The sequence below is a fragment of the Pseudomonas sp. MB-090624 genome (genome assembly GCF_003205245.1).
GTDB lineage: Bacteria > Pseudomonadota > Gammaproteobacteria > Pseudomonadales > Pseudomonadaceae > Aquipseudomonas > Aquipseudomonas juntendi.
On record NZ_QJRK01000014.1, the window covers coordinates 90,757 to 117,592 of the forward strand.

At 58.2% G+C, this 26,836-nt stretch carries 28 protein-coding genes; 8 read left to right on the forward strand and 20 right to left on the reverse strand.

Going from position 1 to position 26,836, the window contains the following annotated elements:
* Window positions 1-80 precede the first annotated feature (80 nt).
* The 10 genes from motD to flhA form a co-directional block, all read right to left on the reverse strand.
* Window positions 81-938 (reverse strand): flagellar motor protein MotD, encoded by an 858-nt coding sequence (gene motD / locus DMX12_RS10340; RefSeq protein ID WP_009681921.1) that lies wholly within the window; start codon window positions 936-938, stop codon window positions 81-83.
* 3 nt (window positions 939-941) lie between these two features.
* Window positions 942-1,682 carry a flagellar motor protein gene (locus tag DMX12_RS10345; RefSeq protein ID WP_009681920.1) on the reverse strand — a complete coding sequence of 247 codons (741 nt, stop codon included), beginning with the start codon at window positions 1,680-1,682 and terminating at the stop codon, window positions 942-944.
* Window positions 1,682-2,806, reverse strand: a complete 1,125-nt coding sequence (locus DMX12_RS10350; RefSeq protein ID WP_110677391.1) for a chemotaxis response regulator protein-glutamate methylesterase — start codon at window positions 2,804-2,806, stop codon at window positions 1,682-1,684. Before DMX12_RS10350 ends, DMX12_RS10345 begins: the two co-directional genes overlap by 1 nt.
* A gap of 46 nt (window positions 2,807-2,852) precedes the next feature.
* Window positions 2,853-5,120 (reverse strand): chemotaxis protein CheA, encoded by a 2,268-nt coding sequence (locus tag DMX12_RS10355; protein ID WP_110677393.1) that lies wholly within the window; start codon window positions 5,118-5,120, stop codon window positions 2,853-2,855.
* A 12-nt stretch (window positions 5,121-5,132) separates the two neighbouring features.
* Window positions 5,133-5,921, reverse strand: a complete 789-nt coding sequence (locus DMX12_RS10360; protein WP_009683229.1) for a protein phosphatase CheZ — start codon at window positions 5,919-5,921, stop codon at window positions 5,133-5,135.
* A gap of 20 nt (window positions 5,922-5,941) precedes the next feature.
* Window positions 5,942-6,316 carry a chemotaxis response regulator CheY gene (locus DMX12_RS10365; RefSeq protein ID WP_161551427.1) on the reverse strand — a complete coding sequence of 125 codons (375 nt, stop codon included), beginning with the start codon at window positions 6,314-6,316 and terminating at the stop codon, window positions 5,942-5,944.
* Between the two features lie 116 nt (window positions 6,317-6,432).
* Window positions 6,433-7,173 carry an RNA polymerase sigma factor FliA gene (fliA, locus tag DMX12_RS10370; RefSeq protein ID WP_009683227.1) on the reverse strand — a complete coding sequence of 247 codons (741 nt, stop codon included), beginning with the start codon at window positions 7,171-7,173 and terminating at the stop codon, window positions 6,433-6,435.
* Window positions 7,170-8,012, reverse strand: coding sequence for a flagellar synthesis regulator FleN (fleN, locus tag DMX12_RS10375; RefSeq protein ID WP_172828404.1), 843 nt, complete (start codon window positions 8,010-8,012; stop codon window positions 7,170-7,172). The genes fliA and fleN overlap by 4 nt, the downstream gene beginning before the upstream one ends.
* 84 nt (window positions 8,013-8,096) lie before the next feature.
* Complete coding sequence (gene flhF, locus DMX12_RS10380) at window positions 8,097-9,404, reverse strand: flagellar biosynthesis protein FlhF (protein WP_054911375.1); 1,308 nt, start codon at window positions 9,402-9,404, stop codon at window positions 8,097-8,099.
* Between the two features lie 11 nt (window positions 9,405-9,415).
* Entirely contained in the window at window positions 9,416-11,545 is a 2,130-nt protein-coding gene (gene flhA, locus DMX12_RS10385) for a flagellar biosynthesis protein FlhA (protein WP_054881281.1), read from the reverse strand.
* Between the two features lie 413 nt (window positions 11,546-11,958).
* Here flhA and DMX12_RS10390 point away from each other — a divergent pair, with 413 nt between their 5' ends.
* Window positions 11,959-12,654: a GntR family transcriptional regulator gene (locus DMX12_RS10390; RefSeq protein ID WP_110677395.1), complete on the forward strand. Its 696-nt coding sequence runs from the start codon at window positions 11,959-11,961 to the stop codon at window positions 12,652-12,654.
* Here the strand turns inward: DMX12_RS10390 and DMX12_RS10395 are convergent.
* On the reverse strand, window positions 12,649-13,707 hold the full coding sequence (locus DMX12_RS10395) for a D-alanine--D-alanine ligase family protein (protein WP_110677397.1): 1,059 nt from the start codon (window positions 13,705-13,707) through the stop codon (window positions 12,649-12,651). The genes DMX12_RS10390 and DMX12_RS10395 overlap by 6 nt on opposite strands.
* Window positions 13,708-13,800: 93 nt before the next feature.
* Between DMX12_RS10395 and DMX12_RS10400 the strand changes: the two genes are divergently transcribed.
* From DMX12_RS10400 to DMX12_RS10420, 5 genes are read left to right on the forward strand one after another with little or no spacing between them, the layout of a single operon-like run.
* A complete protein-coding gene (locus DMX12_RS10400; RefSeq protein WP_110677399.1) occupies window positions 13,801-15,429 on the forward strand; it encodes a B12-binding domain/radical SAM domain-containing protein in 1,629 nt (542 codons plus the stop codon).
* Window position 15,430: 1 nt separating this feature from the next.
* Window positions 15,431-16,597 carry a PLP-dependent transferase gene (locus DMX12_RS10405; RefSeq protein ID WP_110677422.1) on the forward strand — a complete coding sequence of 389 codons (1,167 nt, stop codon included), beginning with the start codon at window positions 15,431-15,433 and terminating at the stop codon, window positions 16,595-16,597.
* A 33-nt stretch (window positions 16,598-16,630) separates the two neighbouring features.
* Window positions 16,631-17,509: an LPD16 domain-containing protein gene (locus DMX12_RS10410; RefSeq protein WP_110677401.1), complete on the forward strand. Its 879-nt coding sequence runs from the start codon at window positions 16,631-16,633 to the stop codon at window positions 17,507-17,509.
* Window positions 17,510-17,519: 10 nt separating this feature from the next.
* Entirely contained in the window at window positions 17,520-18,677 is a 1,158-nt protein-coding gene (locus DMX12_RS10415) for a cysteine desulfurase family protein (protein WP_110677403.1), read from the forward strand.
* A 1-nt stretch (window position 18,678) separates the two neighbouring features.
* Window positions 18,679-19,593 (forward strand): D-alanine--D-alanine ligase, encoded by a 915-nt coding sequence (locus DMX12_RS10420; RefSeq protein ID WP_110677405.1) that lies wholly within the window; start codon window positions 18,679-18,681, stop codon window positions 19,591-19,593.
* Between the two features lie 153 nt (window positions 19,594-19,746).
* Here the strand turns inward: DMX12_RS10420 and DMX12_RS29285 are convergent, their stop codons facing one another.
* Window positions 19,747-19,908 carry a hypothetical protein gene (locus tag DMX12_RS29285; protein WP_156089065.1) on the reverse strand — a complete coding sequence of 54 codons (162 nt, stop codon included), beginning with the start codon at window positions 19,906-19,908 and terminating at the stop codon, window positions 19,747-19,749.
* A 490-nt stretch (window positions 19,909-20,398) separates the two neighbouring features.
* Here DMX12_RS29285 and DMX12_RS10425 point away from each other — a divergent pair, with 490 nt between their 5' ends.
* Together DMX12_RS10425 and DMX12_RS10430 are read left to right on the forward strand one after the other, a co-directional pair.
* Window positions 20,399-20,674, forward strand: a complete 276-nt coding sequence (locus tag DMX12_RS10425; RefSeq protein WP_110677407.1) for a hypothetical protein — start codon at window positions 20,399-20,401, stop codon at window positions 20,672-20,674.
* A complete protein-coding gene (locus tag DMX12_RS10430; protein WP_110677409.1) occupies window positions 20,671-20,922 on the forward strand; it encodes a DUF3077 domain-containing protein in 252 nt (83 codons plus the stop codon). Before DMX12_RS10425 ends, DMX12_RS10430 begins: the two co-directional genes overlap by 4 nt.
* Before the next feature lie 159 nt (window positions 20,923-21,081).
* Here the strand turns inward: DMX12_RS10430 and flhB are convergent, their stop codons facing one another.
* Genes flhB through fliL form a run of 8 tightly spaced genes read right to left on the reverse strand, consistent with a single transcriptional unit; the run spans window position 21,082 to window position 26,506 of the window.
* A complete protein-coding gene (flhB, locus tag DMX12_RS10435) occupies window positions 21,082-22,224 on the reverse strand; it encodes a flagellar biosynthesis protein FlhB (RefSeq protein ID WP_110677411.1) in 1,143 nt (380 codons plus the stop codon).
* Between the two features lie 2 nt (window positions 22,225-22,226).
* Window positions 22,227-23,003 carry a flagellar biosynthetic protein FliR gene (gene fliR, locus DMX12_RS10440; RefSeq protein ID WP_054881280.1) on the reverse strand — a complete coding sequence of 259 codons (777 nt, stop codon included), beginning with the start codon at window positions 23,001-23,003 and terminating at the stop codon, window positions 22,227-22,229.
* A gap of 7 nt (window positions 23,004-23,010) precedes the next feature.
* Entirely contained in the window at window positions 23,011-23,280 is a 270-nt protein-coding gene (fliQ, locus tag DMX12_RS10445; RefSeq protein ID WP_012273497.1) for a flagellar biosynthesis protein FliQ, read from the reverse strand.
* A gap of 21 nt (window positions 23,281-23,301) precedes the next feature.
* Window positions 23,302-24,069: a flagellar type III secretion system pore protein FliP gene (gene fliP / locus DMX12_RS10450; RefSeq protein WP_054881279.1), complete on the reverse strand. Its 768-nt coding sequence runs from the start codon at window positions 24,067-24,069 to the stop codon at window positions 23,302-23,304.
* Complete coding sequence (fliO, locus tag DMX12_RS10455) at window positions 24,069-24,515, reverse strand: flagellar biosynthetic protein FliO (RefSeq protein WP_054881278.1); 447 nt, start codon at window positions 24,513-24,515, stop codon at window positions 24,069-24,071. The genes fliP and fliO overlap by 1 nt, the downstream gene beginning before the upstream one ends.
* Window positions 24,516-24,983, reverse strand: a complete 468-nt coding sequence (fliN, locus tag DMX12_RS10460; protein WP_029885654.1) for a flagellar motor switch protein FliN — start codon at window positions 24,981-24,983, stop codon at window positions 24,516-24,518.
* A 47-nt stretch (window positions 24,984-25,030) separates the two neighbouring features.
* Window positions 25,031-25,999 carry a flagellar motor switch protein FliM gene (gene fliM / locus DMX12_RS10465; RefSeq protein ID WP_009683214.1) on the reverse strand — a complete coding sequence of 323 codons (969 nt, stop codon included), beginning with the start codon at window positions 25,997-25,999 and terminating at the stop codon, window positions 25,031-25,033.
* Window positions 26,000-26,008: 9 nt separating this feature from the next.
* A complete protein-coding gene (gene fliL, locus DMX12_RS10470; RefSeq protein WP_009683213.1) occupies window positions 26,009-26,506 on the reverse strand; it encodes a flagellar basal body-associated protein FliL in 498 nt (165 codons plus the stop codon).
* Window positions 26,507-26,836 lie beyond the last annotated feature (330 nt).

A 26,836-nucleotide genomic window follows, 5' to 3' on the forward strand; every position in this document is an offset into this window, starting at 1 on the left:
CTTCGCGGGCTCGCCCGCTCCCACAGGGGACGGCGTCACAGTCAAAATTGTGCTTGTAGCAGTGCCAGAGAATTGACGAATCACTGCCCCGCCACCGTTGCTGGCGTAGCCGGTGCACTTTGTGTGCCAGCCCGGCGAAGGGCAGCATCCGGTGTTGCATTGGCGCTGCCCGAGCCCGTCAGGCTGCGGCGCACTTCCAGGTTACGGGAAATCACCAACACCACCCGCCGGTTGCGCGCGCGGCCATCGGCGGTGTCATTGCTGGCCACCGGCTGGTACTCGCCATAGCCGACCGAGGCCATGCGGGCCGGGTTCACCCCCTCCATGGCCAGCAGGCGCACAATGCTCGCCGCCCGCGCCGACGACAGCTCCCAGTTGGTCGGGTACTGCGCGGTGCGGATCGGCAGGTTGTCGGTGAAACCCTCGACATGCACCGGGTTGGCGAACGGCTTGAGAATATCGGCCACCTTCTCGATGATGGCGAACGCCTTGTCGCTGGGCATGGCATCGCCACTGCCGAACAACAGCGATGAATTGAGCTCGATCTCGATCCACAGTTCGTTGCCGCGCACGGTCATCTGGTTGCTTTTGATCAGGTCGCCAAAGGCATCGCGCACGTCATCGCTGATGGTCTTCAGCGGGTCGGTATTGGTTGCCGCAAGGCCCGCTTCGGTCTGCTCGCTGTCGTTGACCAGCGGCTCGGCCGGGCGCACGGTCAATGGCTTTTCCTCGCCCACGGGGATGGGCTTCATGCTGCGCTCAGGGTCGTTGAACACCCCGAGCAGCGCCTGGGAAATGACCTTGTACTTGCCCTCGTTGATCGACGAAATCGAGTACATCACCACAAAAAATGCGAACAGCAAGGTAATGAAGTCGGCGTATGACACCAGCCAGCGTTCGTGGTTTTCGTGTTCCTCGGTATGACGGCGGCGGCGCATGGGTTACTCCATGAAGCCTTGCAGCTTCAGCTCGATGGAGCGCGGGTTTTCACCCTCGGCAATCGACAACAGGCCTTCGAGCAGCATTTCGCGGTAGCGCGACTGGCGCATGACCACGGCCTTGAGCTTGTTGGCGATCGGCAGCAGGACCAGGTTGGCGCTGGCCACACCGTAGATGGTGGCGACGAAGGCCACGGCGATGCCATTGCCCAGTTGCGACGGGTCGGCCAGGTTGCCCATCACGTGGATCAGGCCCATGACCGCACCGATGATGCCGATGGTAGGGGCGTAACCGCCCATGCTCTCGAACACCTTGGCCGCCTGGATATCGCGGCTTTCCTGGGTCAGGAAATCGACTTCGAGGATGCTGCGAATGGCTTCTGGCTCGGCGCCATCGACCAGCAGCTGCAAGCCTTTGCGCGCATACGGGTCGGGCTCGCTGTCGGCCACCCCTTCCAGGCCCAGCAAGCCTTCCTTTCGCGCGGTCAGGCTCCAGTTCACCACCCGGTCGATGCCACCCGCCAGGTCGACCCTGGGCGGGAACAGGATCCAGCGCAGAATCTGCAGGGCCCGCTTGAACGAGGCCAGCGGTGACTGCAGCAGTGCTGCCGCCAAGGTGCCGCCCAGCACGATCAGTGCCGCCGGCCCGTTGACCAGGGCACCGACATGGCCACCCTCGAGGAAGTTGCCACCGACAATGGCAACGAAGGCGAGGATCAGGCCGATCAGGCTCAGCACGTCCATCAGACGCAGGCCTCTACCAGGTGCTTGCCGATCTCGTCCAGGCTATACACCGCGTCGGCCAGGTTGGCCTTGACGATGGCCATGGGCATGCCATAGATCACACAGCTGGCTTCATCCTGGGCCCACACCGTACTGCCGCCCTGCTTGAGCAGGCGCGCACCTTCACGGCCATCGGCACCCATGCCGGTCAGCACCACCGACAGCACCTTGTCGCCATATGACTTGGCCGCCGAGCCAAAGGTGATGTCCACGCACGGCTTGTAGTTCAGGCGCTCGTCGCCCGGCAGGATCTTCACCGTGCCACGGCCATCGACCATCATCTGCTTGCCACCCGGGGCCAGCAGGGCCAGGCCCGGGCGCAGCATGTCACCGTCCTCGGCTTCCTTGACGCTGATGCGGCACAGTTTGTCCAGGCGTTCGGCAAACGCCTTGGTGAACGCAGCCGGCATGTGCTGGATCAGCACGATCGGTGCAGGGAAGTTGGCCGGCAGTTGGGTCAACACCCGCTGCAGGGCTACCGGGCCGCCGGTGGAGGTACCGATGGCCACCAGTTTGTACGGCTTGCGTTTAGGCGCCGCAGCCGCAGCGGGCGCGGCTGCCGGGGCGCGGGCCGGCAGCGCACTGCGCGCCGCTGCCGGGCTGCCCACGCCCGCTGCCGGCACGTGGCTGCTGGCAGGTGCCGGCGTTGCGGCCGGCGCAGGGCTGGCGTAACTGCCAAACCGGCGGTTGCTGCGCGCCAGCGTATGCACTTTCTCGCACAGCAGTTGCTTGACCTTGTCGGGGTTGCGCGAAATGTCCTCGAAGTTCTTCGGCAGGTAGTCCACCGCCCCCGCGTCCAGCGCATCGAGGGTGACCCGGGCGCCCTCATGGGTCAGCGAGGAAAACATCAACACCGGCGTCGGGCAGCGCTGCATGATGTGCCGCACCGCAGTGATGCCATCCATCATGGGCATTTCATAGTCCATGGTGATGACATCGGGCTTGAGCGCCAGCGCCTGGTCAATCGCTTCCTTGCCGTTGGTCGCGGTACCTACTACCTGGATCGTCGGATCCGCCGAGAGGATCTCCGAGACGCGGCGGCGGAAGAAACCGGAATCATCCACCACCAGGACCTTGACTGCCATAAACACTCCATTAGGCGGCGCGACCTGCCAAGGTGCGCCACCGAAATCAAATACGCCGCGCGGCGTAACGCTTGAGCATGCTCGGGACGTCGAGAATCAACGCAATACGACCGTCACCGGTAATGGTGGCCCCGGACATGCCCGGGGTACCTTGCAGCATCTTGCCCAGCGGCTTGATTACCACTTCTTCCTGGCCCACCAGTTGATCGACGACAAAGCCGATGCGCTGGGTGCCGACCGACAGGATCACCACGTGGCCCTCGTGCTGCTCTTCGTGCACCTGGCCTTGCACCAGCCAGCGCTTGAGGTAGAACAACGGCAGTGCCTTGTCGCGCACGATCACGACTTCCTGGCCATCGACCACATTGGTACGCGACAGGTCGAGGTGGAAGATCTCGTTGACGTTGACCAGCGGGAAGGCGAATGCCTGGTTGCCCAGCATCACCATCAGGGTGGGCATGATCGCCAGGGTCAGCGGCACCTTGATGACGATCTTCGAGCCCTGGCCCTTGGCCGAGAAGATGTTGATCGAACCGTTGAGCTGGGAGATCTTGGTCTTCACCACGTCCATGCCCACGCCACGCCCGGACACGTCGGAAATCTCGGTCTTGGTCGAGAACCCCGGGGCGAAGATCAGGTTGTAGCAGTCCGACTCGCTCAGACGCTCGGCGGCGTCCTTGTCCATCAGGCCCTTCTCCACCGCCTTGGCCCGCAGGATGTTCGGGTCCATGCCCTTGCCGTCGTCGGAAATCGACAACAGGATGTGGTCGCCTTCCTGCTCCGCCGAAAGCACCACGCGGCCCGTGCGCGGCTTGCCTGCGGCATCGCGCTCATCGGGCATCTCGATACCATGGTCGACGGCGTTGCGCACCAAGTGCACCAACGGGTCGGCCAGGGCCTCGACCAGGTTCTTGTCGAGGTCGGTTTCTTCACCGACCAGCTCAAGGTTGATCTCTTTCTTCAACTGGCGCGCCAGGTCGCGAACCAGGCGCGGGAAGCGGCCGAAGACTTTCTTGATCGGCTGCATGCGGGTTTTCATCACCGCGGTCTGCAGGTCGGCGGTGACCACGTCGAGGTTGGACACGGCCTTGGACATGGCCTCGTCGCCGCTGTTCAGGCCCAGGCGCACCAGGCGGTTACGCACCAGCACCAGCTCGCCGACCATGTTCATGATCTCGTCCAGGCGCGCCGTGTCGACGCGTACGGTGGTTTCCGCTTCGCTGACCGCATGCTTGTCGGCGACCGGGGCCGGCGTGCGCGCAGCTGCAGCAGGTTTGCTCGCAGCCGCGGGCGCTGGCGCAGGTGCAGGAGCCGCAGCTGGCTTGGCGGCCGCCGGGCTTTGCGGCTTGGCCGCTGCCGGCGCCTTGGCCGCAGGCGGTGCCTGGACTGCAGCGACGTCACCGCCGAATTTGCCCTTGCCATGCAACTGGTCCAGCAGCGCTTCGAATTCATGCTCGCTGATTTCGTCGCTGGTGGCGCTGGCGGTGCTGTCAGGCGCCACCTCGGCAGGTGCCGCCTTGGCGGCAGGCAGGGCGTCGGCCTGGAAGGTGCCTTTGCCATGCAACTGGTCGAGCAGCGACTCGAATTCGGCATCGGTGATTTCGTCACTGGCCGCTTCGTGGCTGACGGCAGCAGCCGGCGCTGCAACTTCGGCAGTGAACTGGCCTTTGCCATGCAACTGGTCGAGCAGCGATTCGAACTCGGCATCGGTGATTTCATCACCGCCACCACTCACGCTCTCGCCTTGCAGCTGTTCCTCGGCCGCAGCTTGTGCCTTGACCGCATCGAGCGAATCGAGCAACTGCTCGAACTCGCTGTCGGTGATGTCCTGGTGCTGCTCCTGGTCCACCACCGGTGCCGCGGCAGGCGCTTGCGCAGCAGCCACCGGCACCACCGCTTCTTCGCCACCCTGCGGTTGCGCCGCACCCGGCTCGGCAAGGCGCGCCAAGGCCGCCAGCAGCTCGGGGGTTGCCGGCGTGACTTCAGCGCGCTCGCGCACCTGGCCAAACATGCTGTTGACCGTGTCCAGTGCCTCGAGCACTACGTCCATCAGCTCCGCGTCAACCCGACGCTCACCTTTGCGCAGCACGTCGAACACGTTCTCGGCGATATGGCAGCACTCCACCAGCTCGTTCAGCTGGAGGAAGCCGGCGCCCCCTTTTACAGTGTGGAAACCGCGAAAGATCGCATTGAGCAGGTCAGCATCGTCGGGCCGGCTTTCCAGCTCGACCAATTGCTCGGACAGTTGCTCAAGAATTTCGCCGGCTTCTACCAGGAAATCCTGGAGGATTTCTTCATCGGCGCCGAAGCTCATCAAAGGTGCTCCTTAAAAACCCAGGCTGGACAGCAGATCATCGACGTCGTCCTGGCCGGACACGACGTCTTCACGCTTATCGGCATGAATCTGCGGACCTTCACCCCGAGTCGGATGTTTTTCTCGATCTTTTTCTGCGCGCAATTGATCGTGGTCATGCTGAATGCCCGCAAAGCGGTCGACCTGACTGGCCATCAGGACCAACTTGAGCAGGTTGCTTTCCACTTCGGTCACCAGGTTGGTGACGCGCTTGATCACCTGCCCGGTCAGGTCCTGATAGTCCTGGGCCAGCAGAATGTCATTGAGGTGGCCGGCGACCTTGCGGTTGCCTTCGGCGCTGTGCGTGAGGAAACTGTCGACCCGCTTGACCAGGTCGCGAAATTCTTCCGCCGCCACTTCGCGGCGCATGAAGCGCTGCCAGTCGGTGCTCAGGGCCTTCGCCTCGCTGGCCAGGTCGTTGAGCACCGGGGTGCTTGCCTCGACCAGATCCATGGTGCGGTTGGCCGCGCCTTCCGTGAGCTTGACCACATAGGACAGGCGCTCGGTGGCATCGGTAATCTGCGACACCTCTTCGGCCTGCGGTATGGTCGGGTCGATCTGGAAACTGACGATGGCACTGTGCAGCTCGCGGGTCAGCTTGCCGACTTCCTGGTACAGGCCGCGGTCGCGGGTCTGGTTCAGCTCGTGAATCAGCTGCACCGCCTCGCCGAAACGGCCCCGCTCCAGGCTTTCGACCAACTCCTGGGCATGTTTCTTAAGGGTCGATTCGAACTCGCCCAAAGAGTTATGTGATGAATCCATGGCGCGCCCCCTGACGTGACTCAGCCGTTGACGCGTTCGAAGATCTTCTCGATCTTTTCTTTGAGCACCTGCGCCGTGAACGGCTTGACCACGTAACCATTGACGCCGGCCTGGGCCGCTTCAATGATCTGGTCGCGCTTGGCTTCGGCAGTCACCATCAGCACGGGCATGGTTTTCAGCCGGTCGTGGGCACGCACCTTGCGCAGCAGGTCGATGCCGGACATGCCAGGCATGTTCCAGTCGGTCACCAGGAAGTCGTAATGGCCGTTTTCCAGCATCGGCAGCGCCGTGGTGCCGTCGTCGGCTTCTTCGGTGTTGGTGAAGCCCAGGTCACGCAACAGGTTCTTGATGATCCGCCGCATCGTCGAAAAGTCGTCAACGATGAGGATTTTCATGTCTTTGTTCAAGTAGACCTCCAAGCAGTCTCAAACGCGCTCGGCCCCGAGCGCGCATTCAATCAATTCGGTACAACGTGGAAAACCGCGTGGAAACAGCCGCAACCCCAGCAGGCTCAGCGCGCCCGCCATTCCCCCAGGCGGCTACGCAGACGCGCGGCACACTGGCTGTGCAGCTGGCTGACCCGCGACTCGCTGACCCCCAGCACCTCACCGATCTCCTTGAGGTTGAGCTCTTCGTCGTAGTACAACGCCAGCACCAGGCGTTCACGCTCGGGCAGGTTGGCGATGGCCTCGGTCAGGGCTAGCTGGAAGCGCTCCTCCTCGAGGCCCCGGGCAGGTTCGACCTGGCCGCTGGCGCCGTCTTCATGCAGCCCTTCGTGTTCACCGTCCTGCAGCAGGTCATCGAAGCTGAACAAACGGCTGCCCAAGGTATCGTTGAGGATCGCGTAGTAATCATCGAGGCTCAATTGGAGTTCGGCAGCAACTTCATGATCTTTAGCGTCACGGCCGGTTCTGGCCTCCACGGCGCGCATCGCGTCGCTGACCATACGGGTGTTGCGGTGCACCGAACGGGGTGCCCAGTCGCCTTTGCGCACTTCGTCGAGCATGGCACCGCGGATACGAATGCCGGCATAGGTTTCGAAGCTGGCGCCCTTGCTGGCGTCGTACTTGTTGGCCACTTCCAGCAAGCCGATCATGCCGGCCTGGATCAGGTCCTCGACCTGCACGTTGGCCGGCAACCGCGCCAACAGGTGGTAGGCGATGCGCTTGACCAGGGGGGCGTAGCGTTCGATCAACTCGTACTGGGCGTCTTTCGCCGCCCGGCTGTACATCTTGAACCCGCTGGCGTTCATAGCACCGGTCCCGCGCTGGTCGGCTGCACCAGGCGCTCGACGAAGAACTCCAGGTGGCCACGTGGGTTGGCCGGCAGCGGCCAGCTGTCGACCTTCTGGGCAATCGCCTTGAAGGCCAGCGCGCACTTGGAGCGTGGGAAGGCTTCGTAAACGGCACGCTGCTTCTGCACCGCCTTGCGCACGCACTCGTCGTAGGGCACGGCGCCTACGTACTGCAGGGCGACATCCAGGAAACGGTCGGTAACCTTGGTCAGCTTGGCAAACAGGTTGCGCCCTTCCTGAGGGCTCTGGGCCATGTTGGCCAGCACGCGGAAGCGGTTCATGCCGTAGTCACGGTTGAGCAGCTTGATCAGCGCGTAGGCATCGGTGATCGAGGTCGGCTCGTCGCAGACCACCAGCAGCACTTCCTGGGCGGCACGGACAAAGCTGACGACCGACTCACCGATACCCGCAGCGGTATCGATGACCAGGACATCGAGGTTGTCGCCGACTTCGCTGAACGCCTGGATCAGCCCGGCATGCTGGGCCGGCGCCAGGTGGACCATGCTCTGCGTACCGGAGGCAGCCGGTACGATGCGCACACCACCAGGGCCCTGCAATATCACGTCACGCAGCTCGCAGCGCCCTTCGATGACATCGGCCAGGGTCCGTTTGGGCGTCAGGCCCAGCAACACGTCGACATTGGCCAGGCCCAGGTCGGCATCCAGCAACATGACCCTGCGGCCGAGTTCGGCCAACGCCAGGGACAGGTTCACTGAAACGTTAGTCTTGCCGACGCCACCTTTGCCACCGGTCACGGCGATCACCTGTACGGGATGCATGCTACCCATGTTTGTAATTTACCTTGTATCGCTGGGACCCAGGCCACACGTAGGGCAATTCTGCGTACCCCTTGGCATAGCTACTTTGCACACGTTTCATACTCAACCCGCTCGCCGTGGGTTGTGGTAGAGATCAGCGAACATGTCGGCCATTGCCTCTTCGCTGGGCTCCTCCTGCTGCTGCACATTGACCGCGCGGGACACCAGCTGGTGCCCCCGCGGCAGGTGCAGGTCGTCAGGAATGCGCGGGCCGTCGGTAAGATAGGCCACAGGCAAATCATGACTGATGGCAAGGCTCAGCACATCGCCAAGGCTTGCCGTTTCATCGAGCTTGGTCAGGATGCAGCCGGCCAGGCCACAGCGCTTGTAGCTGTGGTAGGCGGCGGTCAGCACCTGCTTCTGGCTGGTGGTGGCCAGTACCAGGTAATTCTTGGCGGCGATGCCACGGCCGGCCAGGGTTTCCAGCTGCATGCGCAGGGCCGGGTCGCTGGCCTGCAGGCCGGCGGTGTCGATCAGCACCACACGCTTGCGCAGCAGCGGCTCCAGCGCTGCCGCCAGCGACTGGCCTGGGTCGACGTAGGTGACCGGGACATTGAGGATGCGGCCAAGGGTCTTGAGCTGCTCCTGGGCACCGATGCGGAAGCTGTCCATGCTCACCAGCGCCATGTTCTGCGCGCCGTACTTGAGCACGTAGCGCGCCGCCAGCTTGGCCAGGGTGGTGGTCTTGCCCATGCCGGCCGGGCCGACCATGGCGATCACACCGCCTTCTTCGATCGGCTCTACCTCGGGAATTTCGATCATGCGCGCCAAGTGCGCCAGCAACATGCGCCAGGCATGGCGTGGCTCTTCGATTTCGGCGGTCAGCTCCAGCAACTCGCGGGCAATCGGCCCGGACAGGCCAATGCGCTGCAGGCGCCGCCAGATGTTGGCCTGTTGTGGCTTGCTGCCCTGCAGCTGGGTCCAGGCCAGCGAGCCGAGCTGCACTTCCAGCAGTTCGCGCAGGCCCGACAGTTCGGAGCGCATGGCATCGAACAGGCGCGGGTCAACGGGCGCCGGCGCCGTGGCGGCCGCCGCCTGTGGAGCCTCGACATGGGGCTCGACCAGCGGCTCGGCAGCGGTCAGCGACTGCCCGGCGAACAATTGGCGGTTGTTATCGCTGCTGTCCTGGCGGTGGCCCAGCTCGGCCTGGGCCGTGGCAATGCGCGTGTGGGTCTTGCGCAGCTCTTCTTCCAGCTCGGCATTGGGCACGCGCGGGGCCAGGGCGGACAGCTTGTAGTCCAGCGCGGCCGTCAGCTCGACACCACCGGCAATGCGACGGTTGCCAATGATCGCGGCATCGGCGCCCAGCTCATCACGGACCAGTTTCATGGCCTGACGCATATCGGCGGCGAAAAATCGCTTAACTTGCATTATCCACTACCTCAGCCGTTAGGGCCCACGGTGGCAACGATGGTGACTTGCTTGTTGTCCGGTATTTCCTGATACGCCAGCACATGCAAATTCGGTACAGCCAGGCGACCGAAACGCGACAGCATGGCGCGGATCGGGCCGGCGACCAGCAGAATGGCCGGCTGGCCCTGCATTTCCTGGCGCTGGGCCGCTTCGATCAGCGAACGTTGCAGCTTTTCGGCCATGCTCGGTTCCAGAAGAACACCGTCTTCCTGGCCTTGCCCGGCGCGTTGCAGACTATTGAGCAAAATCTGTTCCAACCTTGGCTCCAGGGTGATCACCGGGAGCTCCGACTCAACGCCGACAATGCTTTGCACGATGGCGCGACACAATCCGACGCGCACCGCCGCAACCAGCGCGGCGGTATCTTGACTCTTGCCAGCGTTGTTCGCGATTGCTTCGGCAATACTGCGAATATCGCGCACGGGTACCTGTTCCGACAACAGGGCCTGCAAGACCTTGAGTAGCCCCGACAAGGAAATGACACCCGGCACCAGTTCTTCTGCAAGTTTAGGCGAAGCCTTGGCCAACACCTGCAACAGTTGCTGGACCTCTTCGTGGCCAATCAGTTCATGGCAGTGCTTCTGCAGGATCTGGTTGAGGTGGGTGGCCACTACCGTACTGGCATCGACCACGGTGTAGCCCAGCGACTGCGCCTGCGAGCGCTGGCCCACGTCGATCCACACCGCCTCCAGGCCAAACGCCGGGTCACGTGCGGCAATGCCGTTGAGGGTGCCGAACACCTGCCCCGGGTTGATCGCCAGCTCGCGGTCCGGGTAGATCTCGGCCTCCGCCAGGATCACCCCCATCAGCGTCAGGCGATAGGCGCTGGGTTGCAGGTCAAGGTTGTCGCGGATATGCACCGTGGGCATGAGGAAGCCCAGGTCCTGCGACAGCTTCTTGCGCACGCCCTTGATTCGCGCCAGCAACTGACCACCCTGGTTGCGGTCCACCAGGGGGATCAGCCGGTAGCCGACTTCCAGGCCGATCATGTCGATCGGTGTCACATCGTCCCAGCCCAGCTCCTTGGTTTCCAGCGCCCGCTGCGGCGAAGGCAGCAGGTCTTGCTGGCGCTGCGCCTCCTGCAAGGCCTGGGCCTTGGCCTTCTGTTGTTTCTTCCATACAAGATAAGCCCCGCCACCGGCCAGCAGACCCAGGCCGATGAAGGCGACGTGCGGCATGCCCGGCACCAGCCCCATGACAATCATCAACCCCGCCGATACCGCCAACGCCTTGGGCGAGTCGAACATCTGCCGGTTGATCAGTTTGCCCATGTCCTCCGAGCCCGAGGCGCGGGTGACCATGATCGCCGCAGCGGTCGACAACAGCAGTGATGGCAATTGCGCCACCAAACCGTCACCGATGGTCAGCAGGGCGTACACCTTGCCGGCATCGCCGAAGCTCATGCCATGCTGCAGCATGCCGATCAGCATGCCACCGATCAGGTTGATGAACAGGATCAGCAAGCCGGCGATGGCGTCACCGCGCACGAACTTGCTGGCACCGTCCATCGAACCGTAGAACTCGGCCTCCTGGGCCACCTCGGCACGACGGTGCTTGGCCTGGGCCTGGTCGATGAGGCCAGCGTTGAGGTCGGCGTCGATCGCCATCTGCTTGCCGGGCATGGCGTCGAGGGTGAAGCGCGCGCTCACTTCCGAGATACGCCCGGCGCCCTTGGTCACCACCACGAAGTTGATGATCATGAGGATGGCGAAGACCACCGCACCGACCACGTAATTGCCGCCGATCACCACCTCGCCGAAGGCCTGGATCACCTTGCCGGCGGCGCCGTGGCCTTCCTGGCCGTGCAGCATGACCACCCGCGTGGAGGCCACGTTCAGCGCCAGGCGCAGCAGCGTAGCCACCAGCAGGATGGTGGGGAATGCAGCGAAGTCGAGCGGGCGCAGGGCGTAGACGCAGACCAGCAGCACCACGATCGACAAGGCGATGTTGAAGGTGAAGAACACGTCGAGCAGGAACGGTGGTATCGGCAACATCATCATTGCCAACATCACCAGCAGCAGCAGCGGTACACCCAGGTTGCCCCGACCGAGCCCGGCCAGGTTATGACGGGCGTTGCTGATTAACTGAGTGCGATCCACCGCGAGTCCTCTTGATGCAAAACTTTGACGCCCAAGGGGCATCTGCGGCTGGCATTGCAAGAAGCCTTCCAACTTTGGCAGACACCCACACGAAAAGATGAACCGGGCGAGCACCACCGCGTTGACGGGTGGCTCATGAGCAGGCAATCACCAAGAAAGACGAGACCTCCCGCCCAATCGCCTCTACGGCAATGGCCCAACGCTTAAGCCCTTGGAAAGCCACAGAGAGGATGGCGCCGCGACAAAAAAATCTGAGCGACTTGATCATGCAAAAGCTCACGGTTTCTATGCGGATGTAGAGAGCCAATGGCTACTCAAAGGCATGAACATCATGCCAACTGCTCGATGGTAGCTCTAGTGAGTCTGTGATACCTTCGCCAGCGCTTTTGACTACATCGCTAGACCCGGAGAACATGGTGGCGAACTCTCTCGATAGCTTTATCGTTCCTGACAAACATCGCCATAAAACCGCGATGGATTATGTGGTCGAGTCGCTACGCGAAGGTATACTTTCTGGCGCAATAGCCGAAGGTACGGCTTTGCGCCAAGAAGAGCTAGCCTCGAAATTCGGTTTGAGTCGTATGCCGGTGAGGGACGCCATAAGGCAGTTGGAGGCCGAAGGGCTTGTTACCTACGAAGTCCATAAAGGGGCCTCTGTCGCGATCATGACGATTGAAGACATTGTCGAGATCTATGATATGCGGATCATGGCAGAATGCACCGCCTTGAACTTTGGTTTTGACAACATCGTAGAAAATGATCTGGCGCAGATGTACGAACTCGTATCTACCATGGAGCATGCCACCGACCCGCACCACCTTAGCGAACTCAATGAAAAATTCCATTATTTTCTTTATGCAAAAGCAAAGCGCCCTAGGTTACTTGCATTGATTAAGTCCCTCCATGACTCGGTGGATCGCCATCTTCGTTTTTTGTTAACAAATCTCGACTATCACAAGAAATCGCAAGAGGATCATAAAAGCATTTTGAGCGCTTGCGCTCAAGGGGATCGCGAAGCCGCCAAGCACTTTTTAGCCGAGCACCTTGCCGAGGGGCGAGATGCAATCGTTACGTTTCTTGAGAAGCGGCGTCGGCAGGACGTGTCATAAACGTTCTTTAGATGCTGATGAGAGCCCATGTTCGACTAGCGCTCCTACCAACTTCGGCGGAGGGTAACCGGAGCACTCAAACATCTTCGGGTACATACTTGCACTCGTAAATCCGGGTAAGGTATTGATCTCATTGAGAATAATTTCACCCTCTTCTGTCAAGAAAAAATCCACCCTGGCGTACCCCTTCAGTTCAAGGCATCTAAACGCCTGGACAGATAAAACCTGGATGCGCGCGACAATGTCAGGTGGCAACAAGCTTGGCACACGAAGACCTGTCACACTGTTGGAATCGTATTTCGCCTGATAATCGTAATAGGCGTGCCCTTCCTTTTTGATTATTTCACCCACCACCGAGGCCATCAAACCCTCCTCAAGTTCGAGCACACCACACTCTATCTCTCTTCCACAGACAGCAGCCTCCACCAGCACCTTTGTGTCCTCTCGTGCTGCAATAGCAAATGCCGCAGCATATTCCAAGGCGTTGGAGACCCTAGACACACCAATCGATGAGCCCGAGGTAGCGGGCTTTACGAAGAGCGTGCTGCTACCCAGGCACTCAACCAGTTCCTCCCAAGGACGCATGGAGTTCATGGCCAGCCAAGGCCCCACAACAAGCCCGGCAGACTGGACCATTCTCTTTGTGACATCTTTATCCATGGCCATTGCCGAACCTAGCACCCCGGAGCCCACACACGGCAAACCGCACATCGCTGCCAATCCTTGAATTGTTCCATCCTCCCCCCACCGACCATGCAGTGCCGGGAAAAGCAAATCGATCCCAATCTCCACCGTGCCGCTCTCTTGAGTTGTGTATGAGAGCGAGCGATGGCCTGGACGAATTGAAATCAACGGAGCCGACCGATCAACCGCACCAGGGAACTGGCACGGCTCTCCTTGATACCTCCAGTTGCCCTCACGATCTATCCCCACACAGTGCACCCTGTGACCGAGAGCCATCAGCGCCGCGTGGATTGTAGCGGCGGAGCGGAGCGCCACTGAATGCTCTGAGCTCCGCCCCCCAAAAACCAGTGCGATCACATTTTGTTTCATTTCGACAGGCCTCAGTCAGGAGATTTTGGCTACTGTATCCAATATCCAAAAAAAATAACAACGGCATTTGCCGATATTCAGGAATGGAAGAGCATGCCTTCGCAAATCACTAAGGGGGCGACCCTGAGCGAGCGGTCGTCCGCCCCCAAAATCGTCACGCCTCATCTACAGATTCGAGCGATCGCGGTCTCTGCGCCGGAATGCATTAGCGGCCACAAATCAGGCAGGGCTTTGAACAGCACTGACCCTGTCAGCCTCTTTAACGCATGCCGCTATGCGGCAAGCCTCGCTAAACAAAGGAAAGGTGCTTGGGGAAACAGCAACTGGGGGCGACTCGACAAAAAGTTGAGAGAGCATTTTTTGCTCATGTACTCCCTGGATGACATGCATCGTTATGAAAATTTAATACAAGCATCTCAACCCAACATTCTATTCATTGGCGCCATGACGCTCTGCATGCCTGGCGCAGTGGAATGTGCAAAAGTCGCTAGAAAAATCTTCGGCGATAGATTACTCATCGTACTGGGTGGGCGGCACGTTAATGAAACGATATACCTTGCTGACGAAAGAAAGAGGCTACCCTCCCTCGTCAAACACCATAGAGCCTCGCCGGGGCGCCTTATCAGAGAGTGTGAAATCCCTCCACTATTTGACGTCATAATTTCCGGAGAGGCGGAAAAATTGATTGCAGAGATTGGCGAGCTTTTTAGTCGCTGCAATCAAAGCCCAGCGACGTTCATTGCAGAAAACCTGGATATGAAAACTGAAGGGCGATGGATCGCTGACTTCCCACGCATCGATAACACACTTGTAAGTGATGGCGTACCTCTGAAGCGCGACGAATTACCCTCAGTGGTCGGTACATTTGGGGTCACCGCTTCATTTGATGTTTTCGAGGGGCGCATGACCTCACATATATTCAGCGATACTGGGCCTGGGTGTATCTATGATTGTAATTTTTGCAGTGAACGCCGCAGCGTTGCCGGAAACATCCAGGACATACAAGGCGCCCCACGACGACTCTACAATCAACTCAACGAGACAGTTAGCGCAGTAATGCAAGATCACCCCAGCAAGGGGGCAAGCGCATTCGTCGAAGATTCGATATTCCTTAGCGGTAGCCCAGTCGCAATCACACAGTTGTGTCAATTACTTGAGAAAGCTCCTTTGGAAGTCATTTTCGGAGGCCAATTCACGATCGATCAAATTCTTAGAAAAAAGGACATTATTCAAAGGCTAGCCAAATGTGGCCTTAGGTATATATTCATCGGACTCGAAACGCTTGAACCACAAGAAATTGGGGGCATGAGCAAAGACGTTGATGGCAATAAACAAACGTGGAAAGACCGATTCTTACAAGCTCTGGACTTTATGGCTGCAAATCATATCGATTGCGGGTGCGCATTACTTTTTGGCTTGGGTGAAGCACATATCAGTCGCCGAAACTTGCTTAATGGACTCATAAAGCTTAAGCAGGAGACAGGACAGCCTATTATCTTAAGTGCAAACTGGGCGGTCCAGCACCCACTGCGGAGTAGCCGCGAAAGCGAGAATGAAAATTACCTGCGCTGGGGCACTCCCGAAGGTGAACTGCTGGAGTATTTCCATAGATTCGGTGAAGCCTCCCTCGAATATCCCTTACCCAATGTCTGTGCACCTCAGGTTGGCGAAGTTAAAGAAATAATCCATCTTCTCAATGAGTTCGAGGCAACCGATGCCTGAGATGACACGTAGTAAACTGGCCCAGGTTGGCCTCTTCCCCACAGGAGGAATCCAATCCACACAAACGCCAGCCATGGAGTGCACCAGCTATTTAGTCGACACCTTTGATCAGCTGCCACCCATCAATGAAGAAAGCCTAGCAGACATAGACAATGATCTTTTCAGCGGTCTGTACTATGGCGGCGTTGACACACCAACAACTCGACAACTTTCTCAGCGGGTAGCCGACCTCGAGAAGGGCAAGTTCGCAGTCTTAACACCTTCCGGGCAGTCCGCCTTCAACCTGTTGCTGACAACATTCGTGAAACCAGGTGATCACGTACTTGCTGGAGACACCATCGTTTACTCCACACGATGGCTGCTGAATCACTTTGAAAATATTGGTGTAAAAATTGAATACTTCACACCTAGCGAAGCCGCGACTCTAAAAAATAAACTAACTCTAAAGACAAAATTAATCATATTTGAAAACCCAGGCGCATTCATGTACGAGGTCATGGATATTAGTGCGATCGTCGAATCAAGACACGACCACCCAGCGCTGATTGTGGCCGACAACACATGGGCAGCATCACTATTTCACCACCCCTTATCACTCGGCGCGGACATCAGCTTGATTTCAATGAGCAAATACCACGGGGCTGTAGAGGGCATCTCTCTCGGAGCACTAATAACCAAGCGAAAAGATCTGTATGTAAACCTTAAAACCACCTCCGCATTAACGGGCAACCATGTGAGCTCACACGCCTGCTCAGCAGCAATTCGATCAATCAGCACGCTCGGCGCTCGCCTATCATTTCAAATGAGTACGACTCGTAAGGTACTTAGAAGCCTCAAACCACTGCCTCTTTTAAAACAGGCAATACATCCCATTCTCCAAAACACTGAGCTCCACCTACAAAACTCGATGATCTATGGATTCAACAGCCTTTTCACCGCTGAATTTTCATGCTCTCGCAACGAACTGATATCTCGCCTGAATCGACTAAACCTAATAAAGATCGGCTATGGGTGGGGCGGCACGACAAGCCTCGTCAATCTTATTGATACTCGCGACATGCCCTCAGCAAAAAGACTAGGCATTAACAGTGATTGCGCAAGAATATACCTCGGACTTGAAGACCCAGACGAATTAACTCGCGATCTTACCAATGCATTTACTCAATAACCCTCACCCCAAAACCACCCGCAAGGATAAATTATGAAAAAAATAACAACACATGAAAGCTTTGCATTTACAGAAGCCGAGCTTAAAAGTCGCATTTGTAACTTCATGGATGCCGAACCCTTGAATGCCGCTCACATCATGGCCGGCCACTTCATGCTATTTTATGACAAACAGAGCGATCGACTGGCACCAGGAGTCTTTGAGGACATACAAGACCCTACACTAAAAGCACAAATCAAGGAGCGTGTGGGCATATTTCCCATCTATACTTGGAAGTTAGCTATAGAATTCGCAGAGCACCATATAGTCAAGAACAACCAAAGCGGAAACCTACTCCTTTTGATCAACGATTGGCAATACGTCCCAAGTGACAAAATCACTCAAGACTATAGGGCCGAATTTTACAACCACTTTAAGCAACTTCCAACAAGCTACCTCACGCACCTTAGCTCATCCTCAATCGTCACTACAAAAAATATCACACCCAGTCGCAAACATACACTTTGTTTCCCCGAGACGTGGTTGAAAAATCGCTTTCAAAATGAGGCTTCTCGACTGGTGAAGCAAGGAAAACTCGAGAAACGACGTATTCCAGATCAACCAGAAATGTCCGAGATTTCATTCACTGACTCTTCGGGCACACCTTTACCACTGGTCAGTTGCGGCATGACCGGCTGCGCAGGTGAAATAACAGAAATGATTTCCGAAGCCTACAGAGCAGGCGCTCGGCTTTTGATTCTCCTCGCCCCAAATGAATGCCATGCTCCAATTAGAATGGGAGTTGAGATCGCCCTCTCACTTTACGAGTTCGATCCTGTAAGCATATTGGTGGCAGATCTGGGAGGGAGCGGGGAACTCACGACCGAAGAAATATACAGCAAAGGCATCCATATCGTCACCTATAGAACTTGAGAGGCCAGCCATGCAACCAGACTCGGTAATCTATCTAGATGCTGCAGCCACTACTCCATGCGCTGATGACGTCATAAAGGAAATGGCGAAATATGACAACATCAACTACGGCAACCCATCATCTGCGCACATTCTAGGCCGTCTTGCAAGGAGTGCTGTCTTCGAAAGTGCTTCACATATTTCTGAGCTACTAGGCTGCGCACCGGCTGAAGTAGTTTTCACATCTGGCGCTACCGAAAGCAATAATATTGCGATTCTTGGGAGCACCACCCACGCAAGAAGCAATATAATTATATGCCCTATCGACCATAAATCTAGCCTTTTAGCCGCAGAAGAATTAGAAAAACGCAACATAGAGATTCGACGAATGAAAATTGATTCAGACGGACGAGTCAATCTAACACACTTAAGCAGCCTACTGGATGAAAACACATCACTACTCTCTCTTTCTTATGTCAATTCTGAAATAGGCACATTTCAAAATCTTCCAGAAATCAAAAAGGCGTTAGAAAATTCAAATGCACTTTTCCACATCGATGCCGCTCAAGCCTTGGGCAAGCTACCTATCAACGTCAAAGAACTCGGCGTGGATTGCGCTTCGATTTCAGCCCATAAGATCGAAGGGCCAAAGGGCATAGGCGCCCTCTATGTTTCTTCCTCGAGCTCTTCTCGTTTGCGTCCTCTCACATTTGGCGGCGGTCAATCTTCACTCCGAAGCGGCACACTTCCCACTCAACTCATCGCCGGATTCGGCGCTGCGGCACGTCGACTAAAGAACAAGGACTACCCTGCCTCATGGTCCGCTGCGAAACAACTGAGAACTGCAATCATTGATACACTGAATAAGTATGAAATCGCGTACCTAATTAATTCTCCTGAAGCCGTTTCGACACCTCATATCTTGAATATTTCGATTCCTGGGATACGTTCAGAAACCTTGATTAGTTGCTTAAGAGACGTCTGCATCTCTTCTGGATCAGCCTGCAATTCTAACAACCTTTCCCCCTCTTACGTCATCACCGGGATTGGGCACAACACAATAAGGGCCAACAGTGCGATCCGCCTGTCCTTTACCAGCGACATGGACATAAAAACGGTTCGAGCAGGTGCAGAATCTCTTTCACAAAAGGTGCTTCAGCTCATCCAACTAAATCATAGAGGCAAATGAAATGATTGAAAATATCGCAATTATAACGGGGGGAAACTCCTCGGAGCGTGAGGTCTCCATTCAGACTTCCGAGGCTGTCTCACAATCTTTGACAACCCTCGAAATCAGCCATGAAATCTTCATCATCCAGGACTATAGAGATTTACTTCGTCTGGACCTTGCTAGATTCACTAGAGTCTTTTTGGCACTTCATGGCGGTTTCGGTGAAAACGGGATGGCACAAGCATATTTAGAAGGCCTAGGCATCCCATATAATGGCCCTTCTCCTCAGGCCAGCGCAATCTGCATGGACAAGCTTCTAACGAAACATATCGCAAGAGGACTAGGAATAAATGTCGCAAACCATCTTTACTCAAAAAACGGTGATGATGTTTGTATTGATAAAGTCATTGAACATTTAGGAACACCCTGCATTGTCAAACCCAACCGTGAAGGATGTAGCTTCGGAGTATCCTTAGTCCGCGACCTCCAAGCTGATCTCCAGAAATCCATAAAGTCAGCAGCACAGTTCCACTGCGGAATTCTAATAGAAGAATTTATAAGTGGACCAGAGTTATCTGTATGTTATTTCAACAAATCCACGCTACCCATTTATGCACTTGAGTTCGAAAGTGACTTTTTTTCTTATCAAGCGAAATTCATATCCACCAAGACGAAGGCGACCCTCACCACCCTAGACAAGAGCACCCATCAAAAAGTTACTAGCTACTGCTCTGCTATCGCTGAGACACTTGAACTTGATTATTTCCGAGCGGACTTTATCGTCCACAACGCAGATCCGTACCTTATTGAACTTAACACCCTTCCAGGACTGACAAGCCATAGTCTTTTCCCGAAAGCATGCCAGCAGCACGGAATCGAATTTGACAAACTGGTACTTATTTTAAACAACTTGGACCCTAGCCAATACGGCTGACCGAATAGCAAGACAAATTCGTACCATCAGGCTATAGAATATAGCCGGTATTTTTTGGATGGCGATGTATTGACGACCCAATTAAGATTAAGCGCCGCACAAACGGCGCTCAATCTTGAGCAACCTCAGAAGCGGTCAAGAAATTTTCAACTGTCACGTCCCAAATACGATAGAATCGGAAAGCGGAATGGTAGGGAAAGCGGCGAAGAGGCCGCTCCCACTGTCTGTTTCAGGCCAATCACTCCAGTGAAATTGCCGCTGGCCGCCTTGTTTGTTTCCTTCAATATCTATGGGTGCGCCGCTGCGTTTTTTCATCAATCTCCAGCCATGCACCCAGAGTGCGCGCGCCAAAGGCACAGGCATAATTGGCCCGAAACAAATGTGGAAGCGGGCTTGCCCCGCGAAGCCGCGCGGGCGGCGCTCGATCTCATGAGTGCTGAAGGACTTAAGGCAGGCACCTCACAACCCCTACGCAGTTCCCTTACATCCGTAAGACTTTTCCGAACCTGAAACCAAATGCTTCAGTTGGGATGCGCTGTCGAACTATCCTACAGCACCTGTCGGATGGTGCTGTCTTGGCTGGGAAGTGCTCCCGGACTACTGTCGTGGGGTCGCCTCGCAAGGCGATCGGGATTGAGACCCCCGGTACTCACAGAACGCACCGCTTAATGGTGGTCGTGCGCGGGCAGGCTTCGCCTGGTCGGGTTTTCCTGTGAGCCCGGGTCTCATCCCTCGCACGACTGCCACCCAATTCCGTGAGACGAAGAGGATTGCAGTTCATAGATCATTCACCAGGAATGCGATCATGAACAAACTCATCCACGATTCATCTGTGACCGAATTGCTTCTGTTTGACCTACCCGCCATATCAGTAGCCGACCCACTTACCCCCAAAGACTGCGAAGCGCTAATCAGCGCCCTCACCCGGACAATCGACCACACCACCACAGCCTTGCTCGACAACCCTCCTGGCCACATGCGCAATGCCATGGGCGTAAATATCCGTGTGCTCTCCCGCTTGATCAATGCCTTGTGTGATTACACGAAAGCATCCCACCGCGATCAAGGAGTGGCCCGATGAGCAATGATCCGAGAGACGCTGTAACCGCAGGGGCTGAAACCTTCGACCTGTTCCGCCTACAGCCCAATGTGCCGTTCAGCCATGCCTTTTCACAGCTTTCCGTGCTGCTCGGCTGTATCCGTCACCTGACCACCGAAGCGGAAATGGAAAATGACCGTATTGCCGGCAGCGCTGCGCGGATACTCAGTGAGATGGCCAAGGCGCTGATCGATGATATGGAACTAGGGCTGAACAAGGTTCTTCAATAGCCTTCGAGCGCCTGGGGCCGCTTCAGAAGGCTTCGCGTTAGGGCTGGGAGGTGATCGCCGCTAGATGCTCTTCGTCTATGAGATCGAGCGCCGCGCGGGCGGCGCTCGATCTCATAGCCAACAAAAACCTCAAGGCAAATACCCGCCACCTACCACCCATCAATTGTCGCGGCGCAAATCCGGCGGGATCGGCAGGTCGTCTTTCAGCGGCTCCGGCCGTTTGCCTTTGCCAGCACGGTACTGACGGATCTGGAACACATAGGCCAGTACCTGCGCGACCGCCAGGTACAAACCAGCGGGGATCTCATGCTCGATTTCGGTGGAGTAGTAGATCGCCCGCGCCAGCGCCGGCGACTCGAGGATCTGGATCTTGTGCTCCACGCCAATTTCGCGGATCTTCAAGGCAAAGAAGTCCGTGCCCTTGGCCAACAGCAACGGCGCCACCCCGCCCTTTTCCGGGTCATACTGCAAGGCCACCGCATAGTGGGTCGGGTTGGTGATGATCACGTCGGCCTGCGGCACCGCCGCCATCATGCGCCGCTGCGACACTTCGCGCTGCAGCTGGCGAATACGCTGCTTGACCTCGGGTTTGCCCTCGCTGTCCTTGTACTCGTCACGCACTTCCTGCTTGGTCATCTTCAGTTTCTTGTGCGTCTGGTACAGCTGGAACGGCACATCCGCAGCCGCGATCAGCAACAACCCGGCCGACATCCACAAGGCACTCCAGCCCACCACCTGCAGGCTGTGAATGATCGCCTGCTCCAGCGGCTCGTTGGCAATCGACAGCAGCGCCTGGCGGTCGTTGATCAGTACCACCACCGCCACTACCAGGATCACAAAAAACTTGGCCAGCGCCTTCAGCAATTCGGTCAAGGCATGCATCGAGAACATGCGCTTGATGCCCGACAACGGATTCATGCGACTGAATTTCGGCTGCAGCAAACTGCCCGAGAACAGGAAGCCGCTCAGCGCGATGGGCGCCACGAAGGAGATCACGAACAGCAGGATCAGCACCGGCTGCACGGCCCAGATGGCCATCTTGCCCGAGGCCAGCAGAAACGCGCCCATCGCCCGCTCGTCCACGATGATGTCGCGGGTCAGGCTGAAATTCATGCGCATCAACGCCAGCAGGGTTTCGGCCAAATGGCCGCCAAACGCCAGCAGCCCACCCGCGCCGGCCAGGGTCACCGCCACCGTGTTCAACTCCTTGGAGCGGGCGACCTCGCCTTTTTCCCGTGAGTCGCGCTTGCGTTTCTCGGTGGGGTCTTCCGTTTTGTCCTGGCCGCTTTCGCTCTCAGCCATGCTCAGCCCGCCCTTGCCAGTTCACGCAGCCACTGCAGCGTTTCGCTGGCCAATGCCTGGTAGTGCGACAGCACATCGGCCAGGCCGACCCAGAAGATGAACATGCCCATGACCAGGGTCAACGGGAAACCGATGGAGAAAATGTTCAGCTGCGGCGCCGCACGGGTCATCACCCCAAAGGCAATGTTCACCACCAGCAACGCCGCAATCACCGGCAGGATCAACAGCAAGCCGGCACCGAACACCCAACCCATGCGCCCGGCGAGCTCCCAGAAGTGGTTGACCACCAGCGCATTGCCCACCGGCAACGTGGTGAAGCTTTCGGTCAGCACCTCGAACACCACCAGGTGGCCGTTCATCAACAGGAACAGCACACTCACCAGCATCGTCATGAACTGGCTGATCACCGTAACGTTGACCCCGTTCCCCGGGTCGACCATGGAGGCGAAGGCCATACCCATCTGCACCGCAACGATCTGCCCGGCAATCACGAACGCCTGGAACAGCAACTGCAACGCCAGGCCGAACAACGTCCCGACGATGATCTGTTCGGCGCACAGCAGCAGGCCGCGCAGGCTCAGCGGGTCGAATTCAGGCAGCGGTGGCAACGCCGGCACGATGACCACGGTAATGGCCACGGCCACGTACAGGCGCACCCGCGCCGGCAGCATGCGGGTACCGAAGATCGGCATGGTCATCAACACCGCCGTCACCCTGAACAACGGCAGGATGAAGGTGGCGACCCAGGTGCCGATCTGCGTATCGGTCAGCTCCAGCATCCGCGCATCAACCTATGAGCTGCGGAATGTTGGTGTAGAGCGTGGTGATGTACTCCATGAACTTCTGCACCAGCCACGGCCCGGCAACGATCAGCGTGATCAGCATCACCAGCAGGCGCGGCAGAAAGCTCAGGGTCTGTTCGTTGATCTGCGTGGCGGCCTGGAACATCGCCACCACCAGGCCCACCAACAGGCTTGGCACCACCAGCACGGCCACCATCAGGGTGGTCAGCCACAGGGCATCACGGAACAGGTCGACAGCGACTTCAGGTGTCATCGGCGGCTCTCCTTGACGGCGTCAGACGCCGCCGAAACTGCTGGCCAGGGTGCCCATGATCAGCGCCCAGCCATCGACCAGCACGAACAGCATGATCTTGAACGGCAGCGAAATGATCAGCGGCGACAGCATCATCATACCCATCGCCATCAGCACACTGGCCACCACCATGTCGATGATCAGGAACGGGATGAAAATCATGAAGCCGATCTGGAACGCCGTTTTCAGCTCGGAGGTGACGAACGCAGGCACCAGGATGGTCAGCGGCACTTGATCGGGCCCGGCAATGTCGGTGCGCTTGGACAAGCGCATGAACAGGTCCAGGTCGCTTTGCCGGGTTTGCGCCAGCATGAAGTCCTTGAGCGGGCCCTGGGCCTTGTCGATGGCCTGCTGAGCGGTCATCTGTTCTTTCAGGTAAGGCTGCAGGGCATCCTGGTTCACCCGATCGAACACCGGGGCCATGATGAACATCGTCAGGAACAGCGCCATGCCGGTCAGCAGCTGGTTCGACGGTGTCTGCTGCAAGCCCAGGGCCTGGCGCAGGATCGAGAACACGATGATGATACGGGTGAAGCTGGTCATGAGGATGACGAACGCCGGAATGAAGCTCAGCGCCGTCATGATCAGCAGGATTTGCAGGCTGACCGAATATTCCTGCTGCCCGTCCGCGGTATTGGACAGGGTAATGGCCGGAATCGACAACGGGTCGGCGGCCAACGCCAACGGCGCGGCCAGCAACAGCGCCACTGTCAACAACGGCCCCAACAACCTACGCAGCGCGCCGCTCATCACGTGTTGTCCTTAGGGTTCTTGCCCATCAACTCCATCAACCGCTGGGCAAACTCCGGCGTCGCCTGGCGAGCGTTTTCCGGCACCTGCACCGGCTCTGCCAGCACATGCAATGCCTCGATGCTGCCCGGGGTATGGCCTATCAAAATCTGCTCCTTGCCCACCTGCACCAGCAACAGGCGGTCGCGCGGGCCGATGGCGCGGCTGCCGACGATCTCGATCACCTGCCCACCCTTCACCGCCGTGCTCTGCAAACGCCGCAGCAGCCAGGCCAGGAAGAAAATCAGGCCAACCACCAGCAGCAGGCCGAAGACCATCTGCGCCAGTTGCCCGCCCAGGCTGCCAGGCGCCGCTGCCGGCGTGGCCGTGGGGGTGGCCGCTGCCAGGCAGGCGTGGCTGCCCAACAACGCCGCAAGTGCCGCGATGGTGCGTATCGTGGCCTTCACTCAGCGCAGCTTCTTGATGCGTTCGCTGGGGCTGATCACGTCGGTCAGGCGAATGCCGAACTTCTCGTTGACCACCACCACTTCGCCATGGGCGATCAACGTACCGTTGACCAGCACGTCCAGTGGCTCGCCGGCCAGGCGGTCAAGCTCGATGACCGAACCCTGGTTGAGCTGCAGCAGGTTGCGGATGTTGATCTCGGTGCTGCCCACTTCCATGGAGATGTTCACCGGGATATCCAGGATCACATCCAGGTTCGGGCCTTCGAGGCTGACATTTTCGTTCGGCTTGGGCGAGCTGGCGAACTCTTCCATTGGCAGGCGGCCCGGGCCGCTGTGGCTGCCGGTGTCACCGCCCAGCAGCGCATCGATGTCCGCCTGGCCGGCAGCACCGGTCTCTTCCAGCGCGGCGGCCCACTCATCGGCCAAGGCCTGATCTTCTGGGGAGGTGATCTCGTTTTCGTTAGCCATGGTTTCCTCGACAGGCATTCAATTCGTTAGGGGCGACCGGCACGCCGTCAGCGGCGTTCGATCGGGTCGATGATCTGCAGCGCCAGGTTGCCCTTGTGCGAGCCCAGCCGCGCCTTGAACGCCGGCACGCCATTGGCGCGCAACACCAGGTGCTCGGGCAATTCCACCGGTATCACATCGCCAGGCTGCATGTGCAGGATGTCGCGCAGCTTCAACTGGCGCCGGGCCACGGTGGCAGTCATCGGCACAGCAACATCCAGCACGTCTTCGCGCAGGGCCTTGACCCAACGCTCGTCCTGGTCGTCCAGGTCGGACTGGAAACCGGCATCGAGCATTTCCCGCACCGGCTCGATCATCGAATACGGCATGGTCACGTGCAGGTCACCGCCACCACCGTCCAGCTCGATATGGAAGGTGGACACCACCACTGCCTCGCTCGGGCCGACGATGTTGGCCATGGCCGGGTTGACCTCGGAGTTCATGTACTCGAAAGACACCGGCATGATGGCCTGCCAGGCTTCCTTCAGGTCGACGAAGCACTGGTCCAGCACCATGCGTACCACACGCAGCTCGGTGGGGGTGAACTCACGGCCCTCGATCTTGGCGTGGCGGCCATCGCCGCCGAAGAAATTGTCCACCAGCTTGAACACCAGCTTGGCGTCGAGAATGAACAGCGAGGTGCCACGCAATGGCTTGATCTTGACCAGGTTCAGGCTGGTCGGCACATACAGCGAGTGCACGTACTCGCCGAACTTCATCACCTGCACGCCACCCACGGCCACGTCGGCCGAGCGGCGCAGCAGGTTGAACATGCTGATGCGGGTGTAACGGGCGAAACGCTCGTTGATCATTTCCAGGGTCGGCATGCGACCGCGCACAATACGGTCCTGACTGGTCAGGTCGTAGCTTTTGATACTGCCGGGCTCCGCGGCGGTCTCGGTCTGCACCAGCCCGTCGTCGACGCCGTGCAAAAGGGCATCGATTTCATCCTGGGACAGCAGGTCCTGTACGGCCATGGCGGACTCCTACTGCAATACGAAATTGGTGAACAGCAGCTGGTCGATGACCGGCTTGCCAAGTTCCTTCTGCGCCACTTCCTGGACCACGGCAGTGGCCTTCTGGCGCAGCATTTCCTGGCCGACAGGGCTGCTGGCGAGGGCGTCGAAGCCCTGCCCGGAGAACATCATCACCAGGTTGTTGCGGATGACCGGCATGTGCACCTTGAGTGCATCCAGGTCTGCCTGGTTGCGCGCCTGCATGGTGATGCTCACCTGCATGTAGCGCTGGCGCCCGTTCTGGTTGAAGTTGACCACGAAGGCCGGGGTCAGCGCCTGGTAGATCGCCGCTGGCTTGACGTTGCTGGCTGCCGCCTCGGCGGCCGGCGCCGGTTCGCTCTTGTGCATGATGAACCAGGTAGCGCCCACCGAAAGGCCGATCGCCAGCAACAAGCCGACGACAGCCATGATGATCAGCTTGAGTTTGCCTTTTGTGGCGGGGTCTTTGACTGCTTCGCTCTTCGCCATGCCAATAATCCGTCGTCCATCGGGGGTTCAAAGGAGGATGGCTTGGCCTGAGCAAGTGTTATGCCAGATTATTCAGAAACTCGGTTTCAGCAGGATCTGCGGTGCTGTCTTCTTCGCGGGCATGCCCGCTCCCACAGGTACTGCACAGGTTGCAAACCCCTGTGGGAGCGGGCGAGCCCGCGAACAGGCCGGAACAGGCAACCCGGCATCAGGCGTAGTAATCGACCGCACTGTCGCCGACAACCACCTGCTGCTCCACAGGCCGGGCGCTATCGACAACCTCGCCCCCACCCTGCCCGGCCTGTGGAGCAGCAGGTGGTTGTCGGCGAC